This window comes from Marinobacter psychrophilus (assembly GCF_001043175.1).
Taxonomy (GTDB): Bacteria; Pseudomonadota; Gammaproteobacteria; order Pseudomonadales; family Oleiphilaceae; genus Marinobacter; species Marinobacter psychrophilus.
This window is the reverse complement of sequence record NZ_CP011494.1, coordinates 3,521,540-3,541,279: the sequence shown is the minus strand read 5'-3', so window position 1 is coordinate 3,541,279 and position 19,740 is coordinate 3,521,540. Positions and strand designations below refer to the sequence as shown.

Sequence of the window (19,740 nt, the reverse complement as noted above, 5' to 3'; positions counted from 1 at the left end):
ACATGATTAGTTGGGATGACTTTGAAAAGGTAGAACTAAGGGTTGGGATTATAGTCGAAGCAGGAGATTTTCCTGAAGCACGAAAACCTGCCTACAAATTGAAAGTGGATTTCGGTCCTGAAGTCGGCGTTCGTAAACCCAGCGCACAGCTTACTGAGCTGTAAGATAAGGAAGCACTTAAAGGCAAGCAGGTTTTCGCCGTAGAGCAGACGCCGTATCTCGGCTGCTCAAATATCCTTTTCTAGGAAATTTTGGGCCAATCCAGCAGGATGCTTTTGGGCGCCCAAGTCCAGAATGGCTTTCAGGTCATCATGTTTTTTTTGGGTCGCAATTGAAGTCGAAAATGTCCGTCAAACCATCATTTCCTTTTCAAACTGCGCCAATTTGATGTGCCATCTTTCAGGCAGAGGCGTCGCTTTCAGTTTTTTGATCGCCGCGCGGCTCTCGGCTTCGGAAAGTTTCAGTCTGGACAGTGCCTTTTTAATTCGCTGAGTTTAACGGAATTGGCTGGTGTGACGGTGAGGCTTTGCAGCAACTCATCTTCAGGGCGTGATTTCCACCGCAGCTTTGACTCCGCGACATGTCGCACTTCAACAACTTCATTGCCAACTGAAAACGTTCTGCCAGTGCCGTTACTCCAAAACACCATTTTGACGGAAGCCTGTGTCTGAAGGCCAAGTCGATAAGCGAATTCAATGCCTTGCCTTACCAGTGTGTAGCCATTCTGCTGTGCCCAGTTCTTGGAACTGTCTTATGGAAAATGGGATGCGCCGCCGTCGACTTAACTTAGTTCTATCGCAGGGTCGGCAAGTCACTAAAATGACACGAAGTGTTCACTGTTCTGTCATATCCTCGCTTTAACTTGGTTAAACATTATCCAATGCGTGGAGAAGTACTGATGTTCAAGAACCTATACCGATGCGTGTCTCTGGTCCTGTTGTCGGTTGCTCTGACGGCACCTGCTTTGACTCATGCAGAGACCGTTAAACTGGCCGTAACCGATCTGGTAGGGCTAGAGGAATTACAGCGAGAGTTTGGTGCTTTCAGAGATGCTCTGTCAGCAGCCTCGGGCTACGACATTGAGTTCCTTCCGGTGACGAATCGCACAGCGGCGGTCGAAGCATTGCGATTCAAACAGGTCGACTTTGTTCTCACGGGCCCCGCTGAATACGTGGTTATGCAGAATCGTGCAAACGCGAAGGTAGTAGTCGGTTTTTCCCGCCCTGACTATTTCGCTTTGATTGTCACTTTGGCAGAAAGCGGTTTTACTTCGGTTACTGACCTTGTGGGAGAGCAGGTCGCTATGGGCAGCGTTGGTTCAACCTCCCGTCATCTCGGACCCATACAGGTACTGGCAGATGGTGGCATCTCGCCAATGGATGATCTGGACATCGTTCATACAAAGGTGCCGATTCTTTGGCAGTCATTGAAAAGCGGAGACGTAGCAGCCGTTGGCATGAACCACACCGAGTTCCGCAGACTTCGCCAGCAGGAGATGGAGAAGGGTGGCTTACAGCCTGGTGCTTTTCGGGTCATTGCTCGTGGGCGAGATCTTCCGAATGATCTCTTGATGGCCGGTAGCCACGTAGATCAAAAAGTCATCGACCGTATGCGTGATGCCTTTGTGAACAGCTCGGATGGGTTGATCAATGCCATCATCAATGGCGGCGGCACAGACGTCGACAAGTACACGGGTATGCGTTTTGTCAACAACATCAAAGACAGTGACTACAACTACGTCCGTTCGATGTACGCCACCATAGGTTATCCCGAATACTCCGATTTTGTTGGCGACTAAGAACGCCTCTTCGGACGGGACATGACTTGTCTCGTCCGAACTCAAGGACAAGTTTCAATGACAAATATTGCCTCGCCTCTGCCACGACAGTACGTTGTCAGCGAACAGTCAACCGCGAGCTCGCTGCAAGTGCACGGGCTGACAAAGCGGTTTCACGGTTCTACGGTACCGGTGTTCAAAAATGTCTGCTTTAATATTTACAAAGGCGAGTCAGTGGCGCTGATCGGTGCAAACGGCGCCGGAAAGAGCACATTGCTGCGCTGTTGCGTACGGTTAATTGAGCCGGACGAAGGCAATATCGTGCTTTCTGGCGAAGCTTTATCGAACAAAAAAGGACGTGAACTAAAGAGAGCCCGAAATCGAGTAGGGTTTGTGTTTCAAAAGCATTGTTTGGTGCCCCGCCTGTCGACGTTAACCAACGTTCTTCATGGTAATTTTGCTCATCATTCGGGGCCTCGAAACTGGTCACAGAGCTGGGCCCGACAGGTCGATAGGGACCGCGCACTTCACTATCTGGACCAGGTTGGCCTGGCAGACCTGTGGGACAAGCGTTGTGACCAACTATCTGGAGGTCAGTCCCAGCGAGTTGCCATCGCCCGAGCGCTTATGCAGGAGCCGAGCATTTTGTTCGCTGATGAGCCCACCGCCAGCCTGGACCCGAAATCCGGTCAGGTCATTATGGAGCTCTTTGCAAAGCTGTCCAGAGCGCAGAACCTGACTCTGTTTTTTGTTTCTCATCATGTCGAACATGCCTTGCACTACGCCGATCGTATTATCGGGTTGCGGAATTCAGAGCTACAGCTTGATTGCGCAAGCGGAACAGAAAATACCGCAAGTTTGAGAGGCTTTTATGCCTGAAATCCGCCTTTCTGATCAGTGCAAACCGTCTCTCACTCCACGATTTCAGCGTCCGAGTTGGCTCAGCACTGCCTTATTTGCGCTGTTTCTCGGCTTTTTTCTTTGGTCACTCGCCGGTGCCGGCATGTCCATCAGCGACCTGATACGTGGTTTGCCCAATATGGGAACGATTGCCGGCGAAATGTTTCCGCCAGCAACGGACCGTGCCGGCCCGATTATGGAGGCTATTTTGGTTACCTTCCAGATGGCTTTGGTCGGTACCGTGATCGGCGTCATCTTGAGCATACCCATGGCGTTGTTAGCGGCTAGAAACACATCGCCCCATCCCTTGGTCCGGCATGTAACCCGTGCAATTATCAGTTTTCTTCGAACCGTGCCGGACCTGGCCTGGGCGTTGTTTTTCGTCGTCTCCGTTGGTCTCGGCCCTTTTGCCGGAACGCTCACCATTATTGTCGATACCATTGGCTTTTGCGGTCGCTTCTTCGCCGAGGCGATGGAGGAAGTCGACCCGGGCCCTTCGGAAGCCCTCGATGCGATCGGTACCAGTCCGCTTGACCGCATTGCTGTTGTCCAGATTCCCGGAGCATTGCCCAGCATGATTAATACCAGTCTGTTTTCGCTCGAGAAGGCGGTGCGTTCTTCCGTTGTACTGGGCCTTGTTGGCGCGGGCGGTATCGGTGCTGAACTGGCGGTATCGATGGAAATGTTCCGCTACGACCAGGCCGCTTACATCATATTGATGATCTTCATTTTGGTATACGCAGTAGAGCATCTGTCTTCCCGGTTACGGGAAAGCCTGATGCGCCAGAGCCAGTAGCCGCTTTTTTGGAGTCACCTAATGCAAAACCCAATTAACAACCCGGAAAACATGACCTCACAGATCAGTACTCTGATTGAGAATGTTAATGTTCTGACCAGTTATGGCTGGCTGGAAAACAGCTGTGTAGAAGTGTCTGGCGGAAAAATCCGTGCCGTTGGCGTTGACGTGGACCGTCCCGCCAGCGTGTTGCTGAACGGGCATGGCGGCTATCTGCTACCCGGCATTATAGACCTGCATGGCGACGCTTTCGAACGTCATATAACACCAAGAGCCGGTACCGTTTTCCCGTTAGAACTTGCCCTGGCTGCCAATGACGCCAGTCTCATTTCCCATGGTATAACCACGTTTTACTACAGCATCACCGATGGATTTGAGCCCGGGCCTCGTAGCCGCGAAACAGTTCGGCACCTGCTTCTGGCCTTAGAACACCTGATGCCAAGATTCAGCTGTCAGTCACGGGTGCACATTCGTCATGAAAAGGTAAACACCGAGTTGCATGACGAACTCATGGGCTGGATTGCCGAGGGTCGTATCCACATGCTGTCTTTGAACGACCATTTACCCGAACTGGATAATCCAGCCTCAATTGAACGTTATCTCACCGGGTTCCGGCGCCGTGTGACAATGGGTGAAGCTGAAACCGGACGGTTTTTAAGCGGCCTGCAGGGCAGAAGAAGCCTTGGTGAAAAACAGACTTATGAATTAGCGCAACAAGCGCGTAGGGCCGGCGTCAGTTTGTCTTCACATGACGATCAATGTGTTGATGACGTTGAACAGAACCGGACGCTGGGCACGACAATTGCAGAGTTCCCCATGAACGCCGAAACAGCAAAAGCCAGCCTGGCCGCCGGTGCTGCAGTGCTTATGGGTGCGCCCAACCTGGTTCGTGGCGGCTCTCATGTTGGAGCCATCAGCGTCAGGGCTGCCATTGAACAGAATCTGGTGAGCATTTTGTGCAGTGACTACCATTACCCCAGTTTGTTCTGCGCACCGTTTGTCGCAGCAGAGCAGGGGCTGATACCGCTCGCACAAGCCTGGAAGTTGGTCAGCGAGAACCCGGCAAAAGCAGTGGGGCTAGGCGCAAGTAAGGGGCGTATAGCACCCGGATTTGACGCCGATCTTTTGCTGTTAAGCGAACTTGATGGCTCGCCGCTATCACTGCAGGCCACAGTTGTAGGTGGAAAGTCGGTTTTCCAACGGTCTGGTTGCTTCAATTAAGTAACAAACAGCGCATTCGCCGGAGGGTTATTCAAAACCGAGACAGATCTATTTTTCTAAGCCTACAAAATGCAGATAGAAAAAAGCCTCGACTAGCGGGGCTTTAACATTTTGTGAGTTCCGGTTTACTCCCGATAAGTCAGACGTGGGTGAAGACGATGCTGCACTTAATACTTGAACCCGATTTCAAAGTTTAATAAATCTGTAACTGGCGGCGGTTAGTGTCGAATGCATGTTCTAATTTTGATTTAGAGAGTAGTCATTGTGAGTCAGATATTAATTGCCTGACTGCTGAGTATGTTGGCAGGACAGTCTGGCCTGGTATGTGATGACCAAGATTCTCACCGACCCCTTCCACGACATTAAGATTTACCGGAAGGCGCCTTCCTACATCCTCAAGGGCAGAATGTACGACAACATGGAATACTGGTGCGAAGACACGTCACTTCGCAATGAAATGTAGATTTTCGAGGCAGATCCATGACTGAACTGAGCGACCTCACTCACATCAAGGTGATCCAGGAACAGCAGAGTCTGCGTGATGGGAAACAGCGGCGTATGTTGCGACGCCAGTTACCTGAGCTGATTGAGCTGGAGCGTATCCTCGCTGAGTCACCGGCGCAGTTTTCCGCGCAGGTAAGCGCAAGCATTCCAGTGGGCTCGTTTGAGCTGCCAATTTACCGTGTCGATGTGGGCGATGCACCGGCGGACCGACCAGCGCTGTTGCTGCTGGGCGGCGTGCACGGGCTGGAGCGCATCGGCACCCAGGTGGTTTTGGCATGGCTGAGCAACCTGGCCAACCGGCTGCGCTGGGACGAACATCTGTCTGAACTGCTGCAGCAAGTGCGTCTGGTGGTTGTGCCCATACTCAACCCCGGCGGTATGTTTCTGAACCGGCGCAGCAATCCTGCTGGCGTCGATCTTATGCGCAATGCTCCCATTTCTGCCCAGAGCCAGAGCACCTTTCTAGTGGGTGGGCAGCGCATATCTCCGATGCTTCCATGGTACAGAGGCAAGCCCGGTCAAGGGATGGAACCGGAAAATTTGGCCTTGCAGAGCATCATCGAAGAGGTATTGGCAGGACGGCCATTCAGCCTTTCGCTCGATTGTCACTCGGGCTTTGGCTGGCGAGATCAAATCTGGTTTCCCTACGCATACCGCCGCCGTCCAATGCGCAATATCTCGTCCATTATGGCGCTGAAGCTGCTTTGGGAGCAGGCCTACCCTCATCACGACTATCAGTTCGAGCCGCAATCAGAGCACTATGTCACCCATGGCGACCTGTGGGACTACTTTTACAAACGTCATAATCGCGAGGCCAGCGCTCCCTGGCTGCCACTAACCCTTGAAATGGGCTCTTGGCGCTGGGTGCGTAAGCGCCCCCGACAGCTGTTTAGCCGGCAAGGACTATTCAACCCCCTGGCGACTCATCGCCATCAACGTGTCTTGCGCAGCCATATGATATTGTTGGATTTTCTTCTCGATGCCAGCGCCAACTACGGTAACTGGCTGCCCACCAAGTCCGAAGGCGAGTGGCTGCGGGCGGCGGCCAGAATGCACTGGTATAGCAAGGGCGAGAACCTGTAATGGACTGGCTGTTACTTCGAGGGCTGGGAAGGGAGAGCGCTCACTGGGGCGACTGGCCGGAGCAGCTTCGACGGGCCCGTCTCCAGGACAGCTTCCATACCCTGGATCTGCCCGGCACCGGGCTTCACCGGCATTTGCCCTCGCCTACCTGCATTGCCGGGGTACGCCAGTTCGCCGAGCGGGCGTCTCGCCATTTGCCGCGCCCGCTAGGGCTGATCGGACTGTCGCTCGGAGGCATGGTGGCACTGGATTGGGCGCTCCATCGGCCTGAAGACTGCGCGAACCTCGTGCTGATTTCTTCCAGTTCTGGGCTTAGCTCTCCCTGGCGGCGACTGCGCCCAGCTCAATGGATGCCCGTAATGCGCATGCTGACCCAGGCCGACAGCGATGCGCGGGAACAGGCCATTCTGGGCCTTACGAGCAACCGGCTTGTTAGCAGCGTGGTTGCCCAGAACTGGCAGGCGATTCAGCGTGATCGTCCGGTGCGGCGGCTCGATGTGATTCGCCAACTGTACGCCGCCTCCCGCTACAAGCCGCCACATCTGCTGCCGCGGATGCCGACTCTCGTGCTGGCCAGTGATGGCGATCGGCTGACGGATTGGCGTTGCAGTAGGGATCTGGCTGAGTCGCTTGAGTGCCGGCTGGAAGTGCATCCCAACGCAGGCCATGACCTGCCATTGGACGATCCCCAGTGGCTGATCGCTCAGCTAGATACCTGCTTTCCGATCAATCACCCGTTCCAGGCCGGTACCGACTGAGCTGTCATCAATTCGTCGCAAACTCTTCATCTGGGTGCAATACCACTGCCTTACATTCTAATGGAACCGGCTTGCTTCAGATTAGTGGCCGCAACGAATCAGCCATCCAAAGGGATCAGGTCATGCCAAATCAGTCCAGAGTCTCCAGCAGCGGCCGCAATCTTACCTCCAGCGTGGCAACAAAACCGGCCCAGATCGTCGCTGCCCAGCGGCTAAGGCATGAGGTGTTCACCAGCGAATACGGTGCCGATCTGGAAACGGGTACCGGTATCGACCAGGACCGCTTTGACCCCTGGTGCGAACATTTCGTGGTAATCGACGAAAGCGGCGAGGTGGTGGCAACCACGCGCCTGCTGCATGGTGAGGTAGCGACCAAGATCGACGGTTTCTATTCGGAAGACGAATTCGACTTGGAGCGTTTGAAACGCAATCCCGGCTTGTTCGCTGAACTGGGCCGGACGTGCATTCGCAGCGATTGCCGTTCGGGAGCGGCCCTGAGCATGCTTTGGTCCACTGTGGCACAGTATCTGGCCCAGGAACGAATAGACTATCTGCTGGGCTGCGCCAGTATCAGTATGCTGGACGGCGGTTACAAGGCCTGGCGCATCACCCAGCAGTTGCAGAGGGATCACATGGCCGCGGACGATTTCCGGGTCACACCTAAACGCATTCTGCCCCACCCAGCTAGCCAGCCCCTGAAGACTGCCAAAGTCGAGATTCCTCCGCTGATCCGCACTTATATGCGCCTGGGTGCGGAGGTATGTGGCGAGCCCTGCTGGGACCCCGCTTTCCGATGTGCAGACCTGTTGGTACTGCTCGATGTGGATAAACTTGCAGCCCGTTACGCACGCCGCTACAAACTTGAGGCGCGAACCGCTTGATACAGATGGTACGCATTGCTGAGCACGTTCGTTTTTATACTCGCATGAGCGCGTTTGTGGGTTTTTTAATGCTCAGCATGGTGACCCTGGTGCTATTGCGCGCCTTTGAACTGTGCACTTGGAGACGAATCGACCGGGCCCCCTTCGTGCGGCGTTATTTCGTGGTACTGTGCTGGCTGCTGGGCATGCGCGTCCAAACTCACGGCTGTGCGTTAGAGAACTCGGCATTGCGTGTTTCTAATCACGTTTCCTGGACTGATATTCCCATTTTGGGCGCGCGCCTTCCGTTACGGTTTCTTGCCAAGCGTGAGGTGGCGTCCTGGCCACTGATTGGCTGGATTGCACGCCATGCCGGAACCCTTTTTTTTCAACGTGGCGCAGGGGATGCGGCTGCAGTCCGACAAGCGCTTGCCATGGCCCTGGAACATGGAGATTCCGTGCTGTTATTCCCTGAGGGGACGACCACCTCCGGGGAAAGCGTCAAAACGTTTCACCCACGCCTGCTCGGAGCCGCGATCGCGGCCGAACGCCCGGTACAGGCAATGACCATTGCCTACCACCGAGACGGGCAGATTGACCGCCTGGTTCCCTTCATCGGCGACGATGATTTTGTCGTCCATCTCTGCCGCCTGCTGAGGAAGCCTGCAGTACGGGTGGACATCATGTTCCATCCACCCCTGATAGTTTCCAGCAGTGACAGCTCCAGCGAGCTGGCTCGGACGCTCCACCATCAGGTCACTCAGGGGCTGGAAGCTCTGCGCATTAAACGGGACACGTCAGCTTTCTAACACGCTTGAGATCAATGGTGCGCATCTGCAAGAGAGGCTTGTGGGTAACCGCCTAGCGAAAGTGTCGTTTCGTTACCCAGAAGTGAGCGTGGATGGGTAATCACCAAGAGCCATATTGGGTTGTTCGTTATTGTAGGTCCATAGCCACCGAGTTGCATATTCCTGATCCTCCTCAATGGAGTGGAACAGGTATTGGGCCAGCAGGTCATAGCGCACAGTGCGGTTGTAGCGCTCAATATAGGCGTTTTGCTGTGGGTTGCCGGGCTGGATAAAGACCAGTGTAATACCTTGTTTTTCAGCCCAAGCAGCCAGTGTGGCACTGATGTATTCCGGGCCATTGTTACAGCGGATCTGGATGGGCTTTCCCCGCCACTCGATGATTTGATCCAAGGCCCGGACAACACGCTTGTGGTTCCAGGGATAACCTTTAACGTTGCGCAGATAGAGAAAACACAGGTCGAAACCCCAGTTGCGCTGGTTGTGGGTCAAGCGAACCAGCAGACCAGCGATCTCGGCGTTCTCACTGCTGAGCCTGGCCTGATATCGATAGCAGGACTCACTGACACTGAAACCACACAGGCTTGACGAATGCTACAACGAGCAGCAGCAACGGCTGTTTGCGCCATCTCGCGGCGGAGAGATGGCTTTACCACTTTCCCTTAAGGGCTTCCTTGCGTAACTCAGCCTTGAGCCGCTCCTCGGCATACATCTTTTTCAGTCGCCGGTTTTTATCCTCAAGCTCTTTCATGCGCTTAATCATGGAGGTATCCATGCCGCCGAATTTTGCGCGCCACTTGTAAAAGCTGGGACTGCTCATGCCGTTCTCACGGCAAAGTTCAGGCACCGGCATGCCGCTCTTGGCTTGCTTCAAGATCGCCATGATCTGGCTGTCAGAAAAACGTGATGTCTTCATGCAGAATCTCCCTGCGTTTAGCTTATGGAAAATTCTACTTTTGACCTCGGTTTTTAGGGGGGATTACCTAGGAACGACTGACATTGGCTGCAGCTCGTCGCTCAATCTAGAATTTTGAGGGTATGCTTTTACCACCTCGCGAGTCAGTATCTACTGAATCAGTCAAGCGCGTTTTTTAGGCTGTCATAAAGGCAGTCAATGAATGCTCGAACTTTGACAGGAACGGTTCGATCTTCACGATGGATTATGTGCACAGGGATTGGCGGCAACTCCCACTCTTCAAGGACAACCTTCAGTCTACCGTCGGCAACAGCGGGTCCTACCTGATAGGACAGTGCCCGAGTAATCCCGAGGCCATTAACGGCTGCTTCGATAACAGCGTCATTCGATGTGGCGGTCAGTCTCGGTCTTACTTTTACGCTGATTTCCCGGTTTTCAGCACTAAATCTCCAGGCTGGAGAGAAGTTTCCTGTCCTGGCTGCAATTAGCGCGTGATTTGCCAAATCTTTTGGTGAGCGGGGAATGCCCTTGGCCACCAGGTAGTCAGGGGAACCGACCAGAACCGTACGGACTTCCGCAACTTTCCTGGCTCGAATGCTGGAATCCGGCAATCGGCCAATTCTCACGCCCACGTCTACACCTTCTTCCAGCATATCAACGATGCGGTCAAGTAAGAGGGCGTCGACGGTCATGTCCGGAAACTTTTTGAGGAACGTTGCAATGCCGGGCATCACGTGAAGACGACCAAACATTGCGGGGGCTGTTACCACAAGATGTCCCTTTGGCGCAGCTGCTGTTCCCGAGATGGTTTCTTCTGCATCTGTAATATCGGACAGGATCCGTTTGACATCTTCCAGATAGCGCGCCCCAGCTTCAGTAATCCGGACCTGCCTGGTTGTGCGCTTAAAAAGCTGAACGTTCAAATCTTCTTCCAGGGAGGAAATGGCGCGCGTAATTGCCGGCCCTGAGAGGCTCAGTCGTCGAGCCGCCGATGAAAAGCCTCCTTCCTCTGCGACGGCAACCAGCACCTGCATCTGATGAATTCGGTCCATTCAATTATTACTCCAAGCGAAATAATGTTCTGCCTTTTGCGATTATTCTCCAATTCTCCAGGAACAGCCATAGTGATAGCACGTTCCGAGATAACACCGGAACGCTCAACAAATCATCAGAGGATTGGAGCTATGAGCCGTATTAATGTCGTTGAAAAAGGTAATGCAACATTTGAGCAGGCGGAGTTACTAGAAGCTATCCAGGGGAAGCTAGGTATGGTGCCTAATTTTCTGAAGGTGTTTGCAAACTCCCCCTCGGCCCTGCGGGCTTTTCTGGGACTGCATTCCATCTCAGAAGAAGGCAGCCTGGATCTGCAAACCCGAGAGCGGATTGCGTTGACCGTAGCTCAGCAAAACGCTTGTCAGTACTGCGTATCTGCTCACACGGCGATTGGTCGGAAAGCGGGACTCAGTGGCTCGGAGATTGAGGCCAACAGAGCCGGTAGCAGCGGGGACGCAAAGGCCGCTTCAGCCGTGAAGTTTGCGCGGGCGATTGCCGAACACAACGGAGACGTGACCAACGCTGAGCTTCAGGAGGTCCGGGATGCAGGCTTCTCAGAGGCAGACATTGTAGAAATCATCACACACGTTGGTATGAACGTTCTTACCAACATTCTGGGCAAAGCCAGCCGGGTCGCGATTGATTTTCCGTCTGTTGAACTTGAGCTTAGCCACTAGCGTTGGTGGCCGGGATGCGTTGTTTGATAGAGCAGCAGCGTCTCGGCCTTCCATAAAGATCATCTGGAACCAAGAGAGAAAACCATGGCTCATAAATTTGCGGAGATTGCTTTTACTCAGACGGTTAGGCGGGTCCAGGAGGCAATGGGCAGTCGCTCGGGTTATGCGTCCATGGACTCGGGACCTGATCATAATAACCTGCTAAGTGAGCGCGAAAAGGCCTTCATTGAAGCCCGAGACAGCTTTTATATGGCGAGTGTTAGCGAGACCGGATGGCCGTATCTGCAGCATCGTGGCGGGCCTGCAGGTTTTCTGAAGGTTCTCGATCAGTCGACGCTTGGGTTTGCCGACTATTCCGGTAACCGACAGTACGTCACGACAGGGAATGTCCTGAAAAATGATCGGGTAGCTGTGTTTTTCATGGATTATCCGAATCGCGTCCGGCTGAAACTGCTTGGGCGGATGGAGCTCGTGGATGGCGATGACACCCCCAAAATGGTGCGTCTGGAAGATGATGGTTATCGAGCTCGCGTGGAGCGGGGAATGATCATTCACATCGAGGCGTTTGACTGGAATTGCCCGCAACATATTACGCCTCGTTACAGCCAGGCCGAGGTGGACAAGCTGATCGAATTGGAGCGCGAAGAGAATCGCGATCTGAGATCCCGGGCAGGGCAGTTGGCATCGCCGAATATCTCTAAGATCGGGGAGGGGGAGCTTGAGCTGATTGTAACTGGTGTGCGACAACTCGCTGACAGGATTCGGGCATTTGAGCTAAGAGCGCCCTCCGGAGAACCACTACCAGACATCAAGCCAGGGGCGCACATCGAAGTGCCCGTTGTTTTGGGCAGCAGTACAAACGAGGTCCGCCGATACTCCATTGCCTCCAATCCAAACCGCAGAGACGTTTATGAGATTGCGGTATTCTGCGAGCCCGATGGTCGGGGAGGGTCGGACTGGATCCACAAGAACTATCAATTAGGTAGCGTTTTGGGGGTCTCCCTGCCAATCAACTACTTCGATATCCAAACTGACACAAATCCAGCTGTCCTGATTGCCGGTGGTATCGGTATCACACCTATAAAGTCGATCGCTCAGGCGCTGCAAGACCAGACTGTTGATTTCGAACTTCATTACACCGGTAGGAAAGCGTCTGCAATGGCCTACCTTGACCGACTACAAAGGGAGTTCGGGCCGAGAATGACCAGTTACGTTGGAGATCTCGGCCAGAGAATGGATCTCGAAAGAGTTTTGGCGAGCGCGCCTGCCAACGCCGAAGTTTATGTCTGCGGCCCCGCGAAATTGATTGACGGGGTACTCATTGCTGCGAACCAACTCGGAATCGATCGGGAACGCGTTCACTTCGAACGCTTTGATGCGCAGGTTGGAGCCGACGCCAGACTGGTTGAAGTGACACTTTTGCGATCCGGAGAGGTGCTTCATGTCACACCGGACCAGACACTTCTGGATGCCATTCTGGATGCAGGTGTCGAGATTCCAAACAGCTGCCGTGTTGGCCAGTGTAAATCATGCGCCGTCAAGGTTCTTGCTGGCGAACCAGAGCATTGGGACGAAGCACTCACACCCTTCGAACGCGATAGCGGGGGCCTGATGTGCCCGTGTGTTTCGCGCGCAAAGGGGAATTCTCTGGTTCTGGATATCTAGTGGCTGCCAATCCGTGAGTCTAGAGTGTGGACTTAAGTTTGCCGCTGTATCGCCAGAGTTTTTGGGCCATTTCCGCCCAGTCATCCTCTCCAACCAGGCTGGTAAACTCCTCATGAGCTTCTTCCCATTTGAGCAATGCTTGCTGGAATATTTCTTCGCCCTTAGTCGTGAGTGACAGGCCCAAAGAGCGTTTGTGGCCTGTAGGTTGAGATTGGAGCAGGCCTTTGGCTATCAGCTTTTCGACAGTCCGTTGCAGTGATGTTCTCTCCATGCCAAGCAGATCCGCAAGCTCGTTGATGGAGTTTGGTGGTGATAATTTGATGGCATTCAGTATGGAAAACTGAGTGATGCGAAGACCGGTTTCCGACAGGCTGTTGTTATAGTGGCGGGTTACCAGCCTTGAAAACACCCTTGAATACAGCGCCGCACACGTTTGGGCGACATCCAGAGGCGTCGTATTATGGCTGTCGGATAAGTGCTCGGACATTGCCGGTTCCTGCTTCATGAAGTGTATATGCATCATGGTAGGTTCACCCAACGGGAATGTCTACTGCCACTAGTTGAATGGCGTAAAGCAGTTCCTTCTCCTCGGCATTTATTAATATCAAATTCACGAAATTTCCTCTTGCGCACCCTATTGTAGTGTATATACACTTCACAAATGGAATTTGAGAGTCCGTAGTTGATTCCGAGTCAGATCACATTGTTGAAGTTCAGTCGGAGGGAAGGTCACATGAGTTTATCACTAAGCTTGCTGCAAGCTTTTTTTGGCATATATAGCCGATTGTCACCTCCGGGAGCCGCTCGAAAAGCTGTCAAGCTAATGACCAGTCCCCGGATTAAAGAAGAACGACGAAGGTCATCGATTCCGTTGTTTGATCAGGCCGTGCAATTGAGTGGAGGAGGCGTTTTGTCCATCCACGGCAACGGTCAGAAGAAGATGCTGCTGTTGCACGGATGGTCTGGCTGGATCGGGCAATTCAAAGATCTGATCAGTCAGCTTGATCCGAATGAGTACACCATTTATGCGGTTCATCCTCTGGGGCATGGGGAATCTCACGCAGAGGAATCGCATCCCGGGCGGTTTATTGAAGCCGTTCTGGAAGCACGTGATTACGTGGGAGTACCCTTTGATGTTGCTATCGGGCACTCCCTGGGCGCGGCCGCGCTGGTGTATGTACAAGCAATGAAAAGCTGTTTCGACCGTTTGGTACTAGTTTCAGGCCCAGCAACGATTGAGGGGGTACTGAACCGGTTTGCCCGATTCGTGAATCTTGGCGAAAAGAGTAAACGACTTTTCATCCGTGGTATGGAAACAACGGTAGGGTTGGATGTTAACCGGTTAGATCTGGTCACGCTCGCACCAGCAATCATGGAACCCACGTTGCTGGTTCACGACGTTATGGATCAAGAGGTGCCAGTCATTGAATCAAAGGCGCTGAATGAGGTTTTCCCGCGCAGCCGGTTGTTCGAGACCAGTGGGTATGGTCATAGCCGACTTTTGCAGAACCCTGATGTGATTAGCGAGATCGTGAAGTTTATCCATTCACCCCGTCCGGCCCTGATAAGCATCTGAGCATAGGAAAAAGTGAATAGCGTAGGGCGTCGAAGCGCCTTTTTTAAACATCTTTGAAGTGTATATACACTAGGAGGAGGTGATGGCTGGACATCAGGAGCATCGCTCAACTGCGTTTCTGTTTTTCAAACGTCTGATTCGGTATCGCTGGTTCTCGCTGATCGCGGCACTGATTGTTGTTGGTGGCCTTGGCAGTCAGCTTGGGGAGTTAAAAAAGAACACCCAGGCCGATGCGTTTATCGACGACAACGAACCGGCGCTGATCTATCGGCGCGCTGTCGAAGAAATTTTCAACCTGAAAGATCCTATGGTGATTGCAGTGCAAAACGATGGGGCGGCAGGGATCTACAACGAGAGAAGCCTGAAACTGGTGCAGTGGTTGAGTGATCAGCTGATATCCGTGCCAAATATTGACCCTCAGGGCATCACTAGCCTGGCGACCGAGTCCAATATCCAGGGGGATACCTTTGGAATGGAGGTTCGGGAATTTCTTGATGGCCCTCTCGATGGGGCTCACATCAAATGGATTGAAAACAGCGTTAAGAATTTTCCTCTCTACGACGGCAGCCTGGTTGCCGCCGATGGCTCCATGACATTAATCGTAGCCGAGCTGTTGGATCAGGGGCAGGCTGAAGCGACCTATCAGGCTGTAATGGGGCTCATTGAGCGGGCACCAAAGGGGCAGGAACAAATCCATGTTGCAGGAGAGGGTGCCATCGTCGGTTTTCTGTCTGAGTACATTGACCGTGATGCGAAAAGGTTGAACCCCTTGGCAGGTCTCATTATTACTATTGTATTGATCGCAGCCTTTTTTACCCCACGGGCAACCATTATTCCTAACCTGATTGTTGCGGGCACTGTCGCCGGAACGCTGGGGGCAATGGCAGTCGGCGGAGCAGAATTCTATGTCATCACCAACGGCTTGATCGTCTGCATGATTGGAATTGCCGTTGCTGATTCCATTCATATTTTCTCTGAATATTACGAAATTCTGTCCGCTGACCCCGCGTTGCCCCATTCCGATGCGATTGCTACGGCAATGGCCAACATGTGGCGCCCGGTTACTCTGACCACCCTGACAACAGCGGCTGGGTTTCTGGCTCTGTATCCCACCAATGATATGCCGCCGCTGCAGTACTTTGGCATCTTCGGTGCCGTAGCGGTTTTGATTGCGGGCATTCTGACACTTTTCGTGACGCCTTCACTGCTGTCCTTTTTCAAAGCGCGGCCTAGCAGGCTTTTCCAACGTCAAAACAGCCTGATTCCAAACAGAGGCTTGGTGAAAATACTGAGCTCACTTTCTCTGAAGCATCCGAAGAAAGTCCTTGCGGGAGGGCTACTGCTTGGCGGCCTTGCAGTGGTGGGAGCCTCAAACGTGGTGATCAACGAGGAAAGGATCGAAAATTTTCAGCCACATGAACCGATCTACGTCGCTGATAAGGCAATCAATGCTTCGATGGATGGAACCTACTATCTGGACGTAGTGATCGAAGCACCTGATGCAGAGGGAATTTACGATCCGTCCGTGTTGAGAGATATCAGTCAGCTGCAGAGCTTCCTGGAAGGGCAGTCCGAGGTACATGGAACAACCTCCATTGCTGACTACATCAAGCAGATGAATAAAGCCGTCCATGAGGATGATCCAGCATTCTACGCCTTACCGGATGACAAGAATCTCATTGCCCAGCTGTTTCTCTTGTACACGGCATCAGGCGATCCGACTGACTTCGAGGAGCGCGTGGATTCCCAGCGCAAAACAGCGTTGGTCAGAGCAAGCCTGAAAACAGGGTCCTATCAGGTTAGCCGCTCTCTCATTCCACGGCTCGAGAACTACCTCTCCGCTGAATTTGATGGCGAAGTGACGGCGCAAATAAGCGGCCGGATTAACGTGGATTACCACTGGATTGATGGCATTGCCGACAGCCATGTTAATAGCGTAATCGTGTCATTTCTGGCTGTATTTTTAATGGCCGCACTCCTCTTTCGGTCAATCATCGCCGGCATGATGGCAGCGATTCCGGTTGGATTGTCCATCCTGGTGATCTACGCCGTCATGGGTGCAAAAGGTATTTGGCTCGGCGTGGGAACATCCATGTTCGCCGCCATTGCCATAGGCCTGAGCGTGGACTTTGCGATCCACACCATTGACCGACTCCGGGAAGCAATGTCAAAGCCTGGGGATCTCAGCAGCATTCAGCGCATTTCAAGTGTCTTCGTGTCCACCGGGCGCGCACTCTGGTTTAACCTTCTGGCCGTCTCTCTGGGTTTCGGTGTTCTGATGACCAGCCAAGTTCCTCCCCTAGTGAACTTCGGAATGTTGGTGGCATTGTCTGTATTGGTTGCGTTTGTTGCCAGCCTGCTCTTGATTCCCGCGATTACTCTTATTTTTCAGCCAAAATTCATGCTCGGCCAAAGCGGGAGTTTCTGGAAAACCGGAATGATCCTGCTAGCGCTTTTGGCAGCGGCCGCGCTGACCAGCAAAGCCGTCGCAGGTGAGGGCGCGCCTGCAGTCGATGAGATTATCCAACAGATGAACGACCGCCCTGAGGGTGTTTCTGTTCAACGGGATATGATCATCACTTTGACTGATCGCCGTGGTAACACTCGTGAAGAACATACCCGGGCGTTTCGTCGCTACTTCGGAGAGAACAAGAAGACGGCAATCTTCTATACAAAGCCTGCAACCGTTGCGGGAACTGCGTTCCTGACGTGGGATTACGAGGACCAGGCCAGAGAAGATGATCAATGGCTCTACCTGCCGGCATTGAGGAAGGTTCGACGGATCTCTGCGTCCGATCGCGGCGATTACTTTCTGGGGACCGACTTCACCTACGAAGAAATCAAGAAAGAGAGCAAGATTGCTGCCGAGGACTACCGATTCTCACTACTCGGTGAAGAGGAGGTAGATGGTCATTCTACCTGGAAAGTAGAGGCGACTCCGATTGATCAGGAGGTTAGTCGTGCACTGGGCTATGGACGGGTGGTGTTCCGTATCGATTCATCTTTGTGGATTCCACGACTGACCGAATATTGGGACGTAAGGGGTAATTTTCTCAAGACGGTGCACGCACGCGGTATTGAGAAGATTGACGGCATCTGGGCCATCACTGATATCGACGCCACCAACAAGAAGACCGGTCATTCCACACGCATCCAGTTCCACAACACGGACTACGGAGCAGACGTGCCCCCACGTTTGTTTGAGCAGAATGCATTGAAGCGGGGCTACTGAGATGAAACCGGTTCGAATGCTGATACTGCCGATCATCTGGACCCTGCTCCTTACGCCAGTCCGGGCCGCTGAAGTTGAGCACGCCTCCCTGATCGAGGTAGAGGCCGCCTATTCCCCTGAGGTCAGTGGTTGGCAGAAGCAGGAAATAGTCTGGAGACCTGAATGGATAGCGCGTTTTGAGTCGGGAATGCGCCTTACGCTGTTAGGGGAAGGGCGCCTTGATGCAAAAGATGAACTGGACCCGGGGCGGCCGGACCAACCCTTTCGCGCGGGGCTGACGCAGAAAAGCTTTCCTGGTGATCACGCCGACGTGGAACTCAGGGAATTTTACCTGGATAACTATGTCGGTGACGCCTTTGTGCGCCTGGGCAAGCAGCAGATCGTCTGGGGGCAAGCCGATGGTCTGAGGGTGCTGGATGTATTAAATCCGCTGAGCTACCGGGAGTTTATACTCCCGGATATTGAGCATCGGCGTATCCCGTTATGGTCTGCACTCACAGAGATTCCGCTGGATAACGGGACTGCCCAGATCGTCTGGATCCCGGACGCTACGGTGACCAAAAGCACGTTACCGGGCGCCACGTATTCCCTCATCCCGGACCCGTTTGCGGGAGAAGGGCGGCTGGAGGTAGATCGCCCTGACTCGTTTGCCAAGAGCGATTTTGGGTTAAAGTTGTCAACGTTCCAGCAAGGCTGGGATCTTTCTCTGAATTATCTCTACCACACAATTGATGATCCACTGATTCAGTTTGATCCCTCAGAGCAACTGATTAGGGCGGATTATAATCGCTCCCACTTGATCGGCGGCACTGCATCAAAACCGTTTGGGGATGTAACATTTCGCAGTGAGATCGGTCTTGAAAGTGAAAAGCGGTCACTGGACCCCGCAACCGGACAAGTCAGGAAGTCAGAAGTCGCGTCTTATGTGCTTGGACTGGATTACAGTGGCTTCAGTGACTGGTTTGTCAGCACGCAGTTCTTCCAGACATACCGTTTTTCCACTGAGCGCGATGAAGAGCCGTCCGACGAGCAGTTCACGCTACTGGTAAGGCGTGATGCAATGAACAACGCCTTGTCACTGGAGGTTCTCGGCATATATGACCTGAACAATCGGGACTCACTGATCCAACTGGAAGCTGAGTACTCAGTATCGACCAACGTGGTTCTGCGGACGGGGGCTGATCTGTTTTTTGGAAAACGGACAGGGACCTTTGGCCAGTTTCATGACGAGAGTCGCCTGTCTGCAGGTTTCACTCTGAGTTTTTAAGCGCAATGACTATCTCCACTGGGGGCAAATAAATGTTGGATAAAATACTATTGACCGTGGGCATCCTGCTTTAAGGCGTTGTTGTTCCGTACCTGGAAATCAACGACACCCACGTACTCAATCCTGCCTGGGTTGCTCATGCACGGATTCATGAAGTCTGGCAGCTGTTTACCAACTCATCCCCCATCTTCACCTGCCGACGCGTGTCCAAACTGAGAACATTCGTATCCTGAAATGGACTCTGACCGCTGATTCAACGCCACTTCGACGGCTTGTTGGACAAAAGCTTAGTTTCGCGTCGGAACATGTGTACCTGGTGGTAGTTGAATCAGTCCAATTCTGGATCCGGTCATTTTCTCGACTTAATCTTCTCCATAGGGGCTGCGAGGCATCCGGTTTACTGCATCGACACAAATTTTGAGGGATGCATCAACAATCTCAACCGTTTCAGACTGCGTCTTTTCCGCTTTGCTTGGTACGGGGTATTCGTACCGAGAAATCGGACTGTTATTCAACGTAAGGAGCGCTCCGCCAACTGTCTGATGGAAAACGGGAATCCCCGACTCATGCACTGCAGTTGACGGATGATCTTTTCTGACGTGGATAGGCTTTAACCTGACATAAATAAAACGTAGTCAATCTACAGTAG

15 protein-coding genes and 2 pseudogenes are annotated in these 19,740 nt (G+C 53.0%); 14 read left to right on the top strand and 3 right to left on the bottom strand.

Annotation, left to right across the window (positions count from 1 at the left end; all coding sequences use genetic code 11):
* Window positions 1-2 precede the first annotated feature (2 nt).
* From ABA45_RS16070 to ABA45_RS16030, 9 genes and pseudogenes are all read left to right on the top strand, one after another.
* Window positions 3-155: pseudogene (locus ABA45_RS16070) on the top strand (tRNA-binding protein); the annotation flags it as partial.
* A 743-nt stretch (window positions 156-898) separates the two neighbouring features.
* Window positions 899-1,798 carry a phosphate/phosphite/phosphonate ABC transporter substrate-binding protein gene (locus ABA45_RS16065; RefSeq protein WP_048387821.1) on the top strand — a complete coding sequence of 300 codons (900 nt, stop codon included), beginning with the start codon at window positions 899-901 and terminating at the stop codon, window positions 1,796-1,798.
* Between the two features lie 57 nt (window positions 1,799-1,855).
* Window positions 1,856-2,656: a phosphonate ABC transporter ATP-binding protein gene (locus tag ABA45_RS16060; RefSeq protein WP_048387819.1), complete on the top strand. Its 801-nt coding sequence runs from the start codon at window positions 1,856-1,858 to the stop codon at window positions 2,654-2,656.
* Window positions 2,649-3,473 carry a phosphonate ABC transporter, permease protein PhnE gene (phnE, locus tag ABA45_RS16055; protein ID WP_048387817.1) on the top strand — a complete coding sequence of 275 codons (825 nt, stop codon included), beginning with the start codon at window positions 2,649-2,651 and terminating at the stop codon, window positions 3,471-3,473. The genes ABA45_RS16060 and phnE overlap by 8 nt, the downstream gene beginning before the upstream one ends.
* Window positions 3,474-3,494: 21 nt before the next feature.
* Window positions 3,495-4,694, top strand: a complete 1,200-nt coding sequence (locus ABA45_RS16050) for an alpha-D-ribose 1-methylphosphonate 5-triphosphate diphosphatase (RefSeq protein ID WP_048387815.1) — start codon at window positions 3,495-3,497, stop codon at window positions 4,692-4,694.
* Between the two features lie 480 nt (window positions 4,695-5,174).
* Complete coding sequence (locus ABA45_RS16045; protein ID WP_048387813.1) at window positions 5,175-6,281, top strand: M14 family zinc carboxypeptidase; 1,107 nt, start codon at window positions 5,175-5,177, stop codon at window positions 6,279-6,281.
* Window positions 6,281-7,039 (top strand): alpha/beta fold hydrolase, encoded by a 759-nt coding sequence (locus tag ABA45_RS16040; protein WP_048387811.1) that lies wholly within the window; start codon window positions 6,281-6,283, stop codon window positions 7,037-7,039. The genes ABA45_RS16045 and ABA45_RS16040 overlap by 1 nt, the downstream gene beginning before the upstream one ends.
* Window positions 7,040-7,161: 122 nt before the next feature.
* Window positions 7,162-7,920 carry a GNAT family N-acetyltransferase gene (locus tag ABA45_RS16035; protein ID WP_048389175.1) on the top strand — a complete coding sequence of 253 codons (759 nt, stop codon included), beginning with the start codon at window positions 7,162-7,164 and terminating at the stop codon, window positions 7,918-7,920.
* 5 nt (window positions 7,921-7,925) lie between these two features.
* Window positions 7,926-8,708 (top strand): lysophospholipid acyltransferase family protein, encoded by a 783-nt coding sequence (locus tag ABA45_RS16030; protein ID WP_048389172.1) that lies wholly within the window; start codon window positions 7,926-7,928, stop codon window positions 8,706-8,708.
* 72 nt (window positions 8,709-8,780) lie between these two features.
* Here ABA45_RS16030 and ABA45_RS16025 read toward each other — a convergent pair.
* Window positions 8,781-9,621, bottom strand: a pseudogene (locus ABA45_RS16025) (transposase).
* Window positions 9,622-9,779: 158 nt separating this feature from the next.
* Complete coding sequence (locus ABA45_RS16015) at window positions 9,780-10,673, bottom strand: LysR family transcriptional regulator (protein WP_048387808.1); 894 nt, start codon at window positions 10,671-10,673, stop codon at window positions 9,780-9,782.
* A gap of 132 nt (window positions 10,674-10,805) precedes the next feature.
* On the opposite strand from ABA45_RS16015, the gene ABA45_RS16010 reads away from it, so the two are divergent.
* Complete coding sequence (locus ABA45_RS16010; RefSeq protein ID WP_014872656.1) at window positions 10,806-11,351, top strand: carboxymuconolactone decarboxylase family protein; 546 nt, start codon at window positions 10,806-10,808, stop codon at window positions 11,349-11,351.
* Between the two features lie 84 nt (window positions 11,352-11,435).
* Window positions 11,436-13,016 (top strand): 2Fe-2S iron-sulfur cluster-binding protein, encoded by a 1,581-nt coding sequence (locus tag ABA45_RS16005; protein ID WP_048387806.1) that lies wholly within the window; start codon window positions 11,436-11,438, stop codon window positions 13,014-13,016.
* A gap of 19 nt (window positions 13,017-13,035) precedes the next feature.
* Here ABA45_RS16005 and ABA45_RS16000 read toward each other — a convergent pair whose 3' ends face one another.
* Window positions 13,036-13,503 carry a MarR family winged helix-turn-helix transcriptional regulator gene (locus ABA45_RS16000; RefSeq protein ID WP_014872654.1) on the bottom strand — a complete coding sequence of 156 codons (468 nt, stop codon included), beginning with the start codon at window positions 13,501-13,503 and terminating at the stop codon, window positions 13,036-13,038.
* 246 nt (window positions 13,504-13,749) lie between these two features.
* On the opposite strand from ABA45_RS16000, the gene ABA45_RS15995 reads away from it, so the two are divergent.
* The 3 genes from ABA45_RS15995 (at window position 13,750) to ABA45_RS15985 (ending at window position 19,091) form a co-directional block, all read left to right on the top strand.
* The gene (locus ABA45_RS15995; RefSeq protein ID WP_227506062.1) at window positions 13,750-14,592 is read left to right on the top strand and encodes an alpha/beta fold hydrolase; all 843 of its coding nucleotides are present in this window, start codon (window positions 13,750-13,752) and stop codon (window positions 14,590-14,592) included.
* Window positions 14,593-14,674: 82 nt separating this feature from the next.
* Entirely contained in the window at window positions 14,675-17,824 is a 3,150-nt protein-coding gene (locus tag ABA45_RS15990; RefSeq protein WP_048387804.1) for an outer membrane lipoprotein-sorting protein, read from the top strand.
* 1 nt (window position 17,825) lies between these two features.
* Window positions 17,826-19,091 (top strand): DUF1302 family protein, encoded by a 1,266-nt coding sequence (locus ABA45_RS15985; RefSeq protein WP_227506061.1) that lies wholly within the window; start codon window positions 17,826-17,828, stop codon window positions 19,089-19,091.
* Window positions 19,092-19,740: the final 649 nt, after the last annotated feature.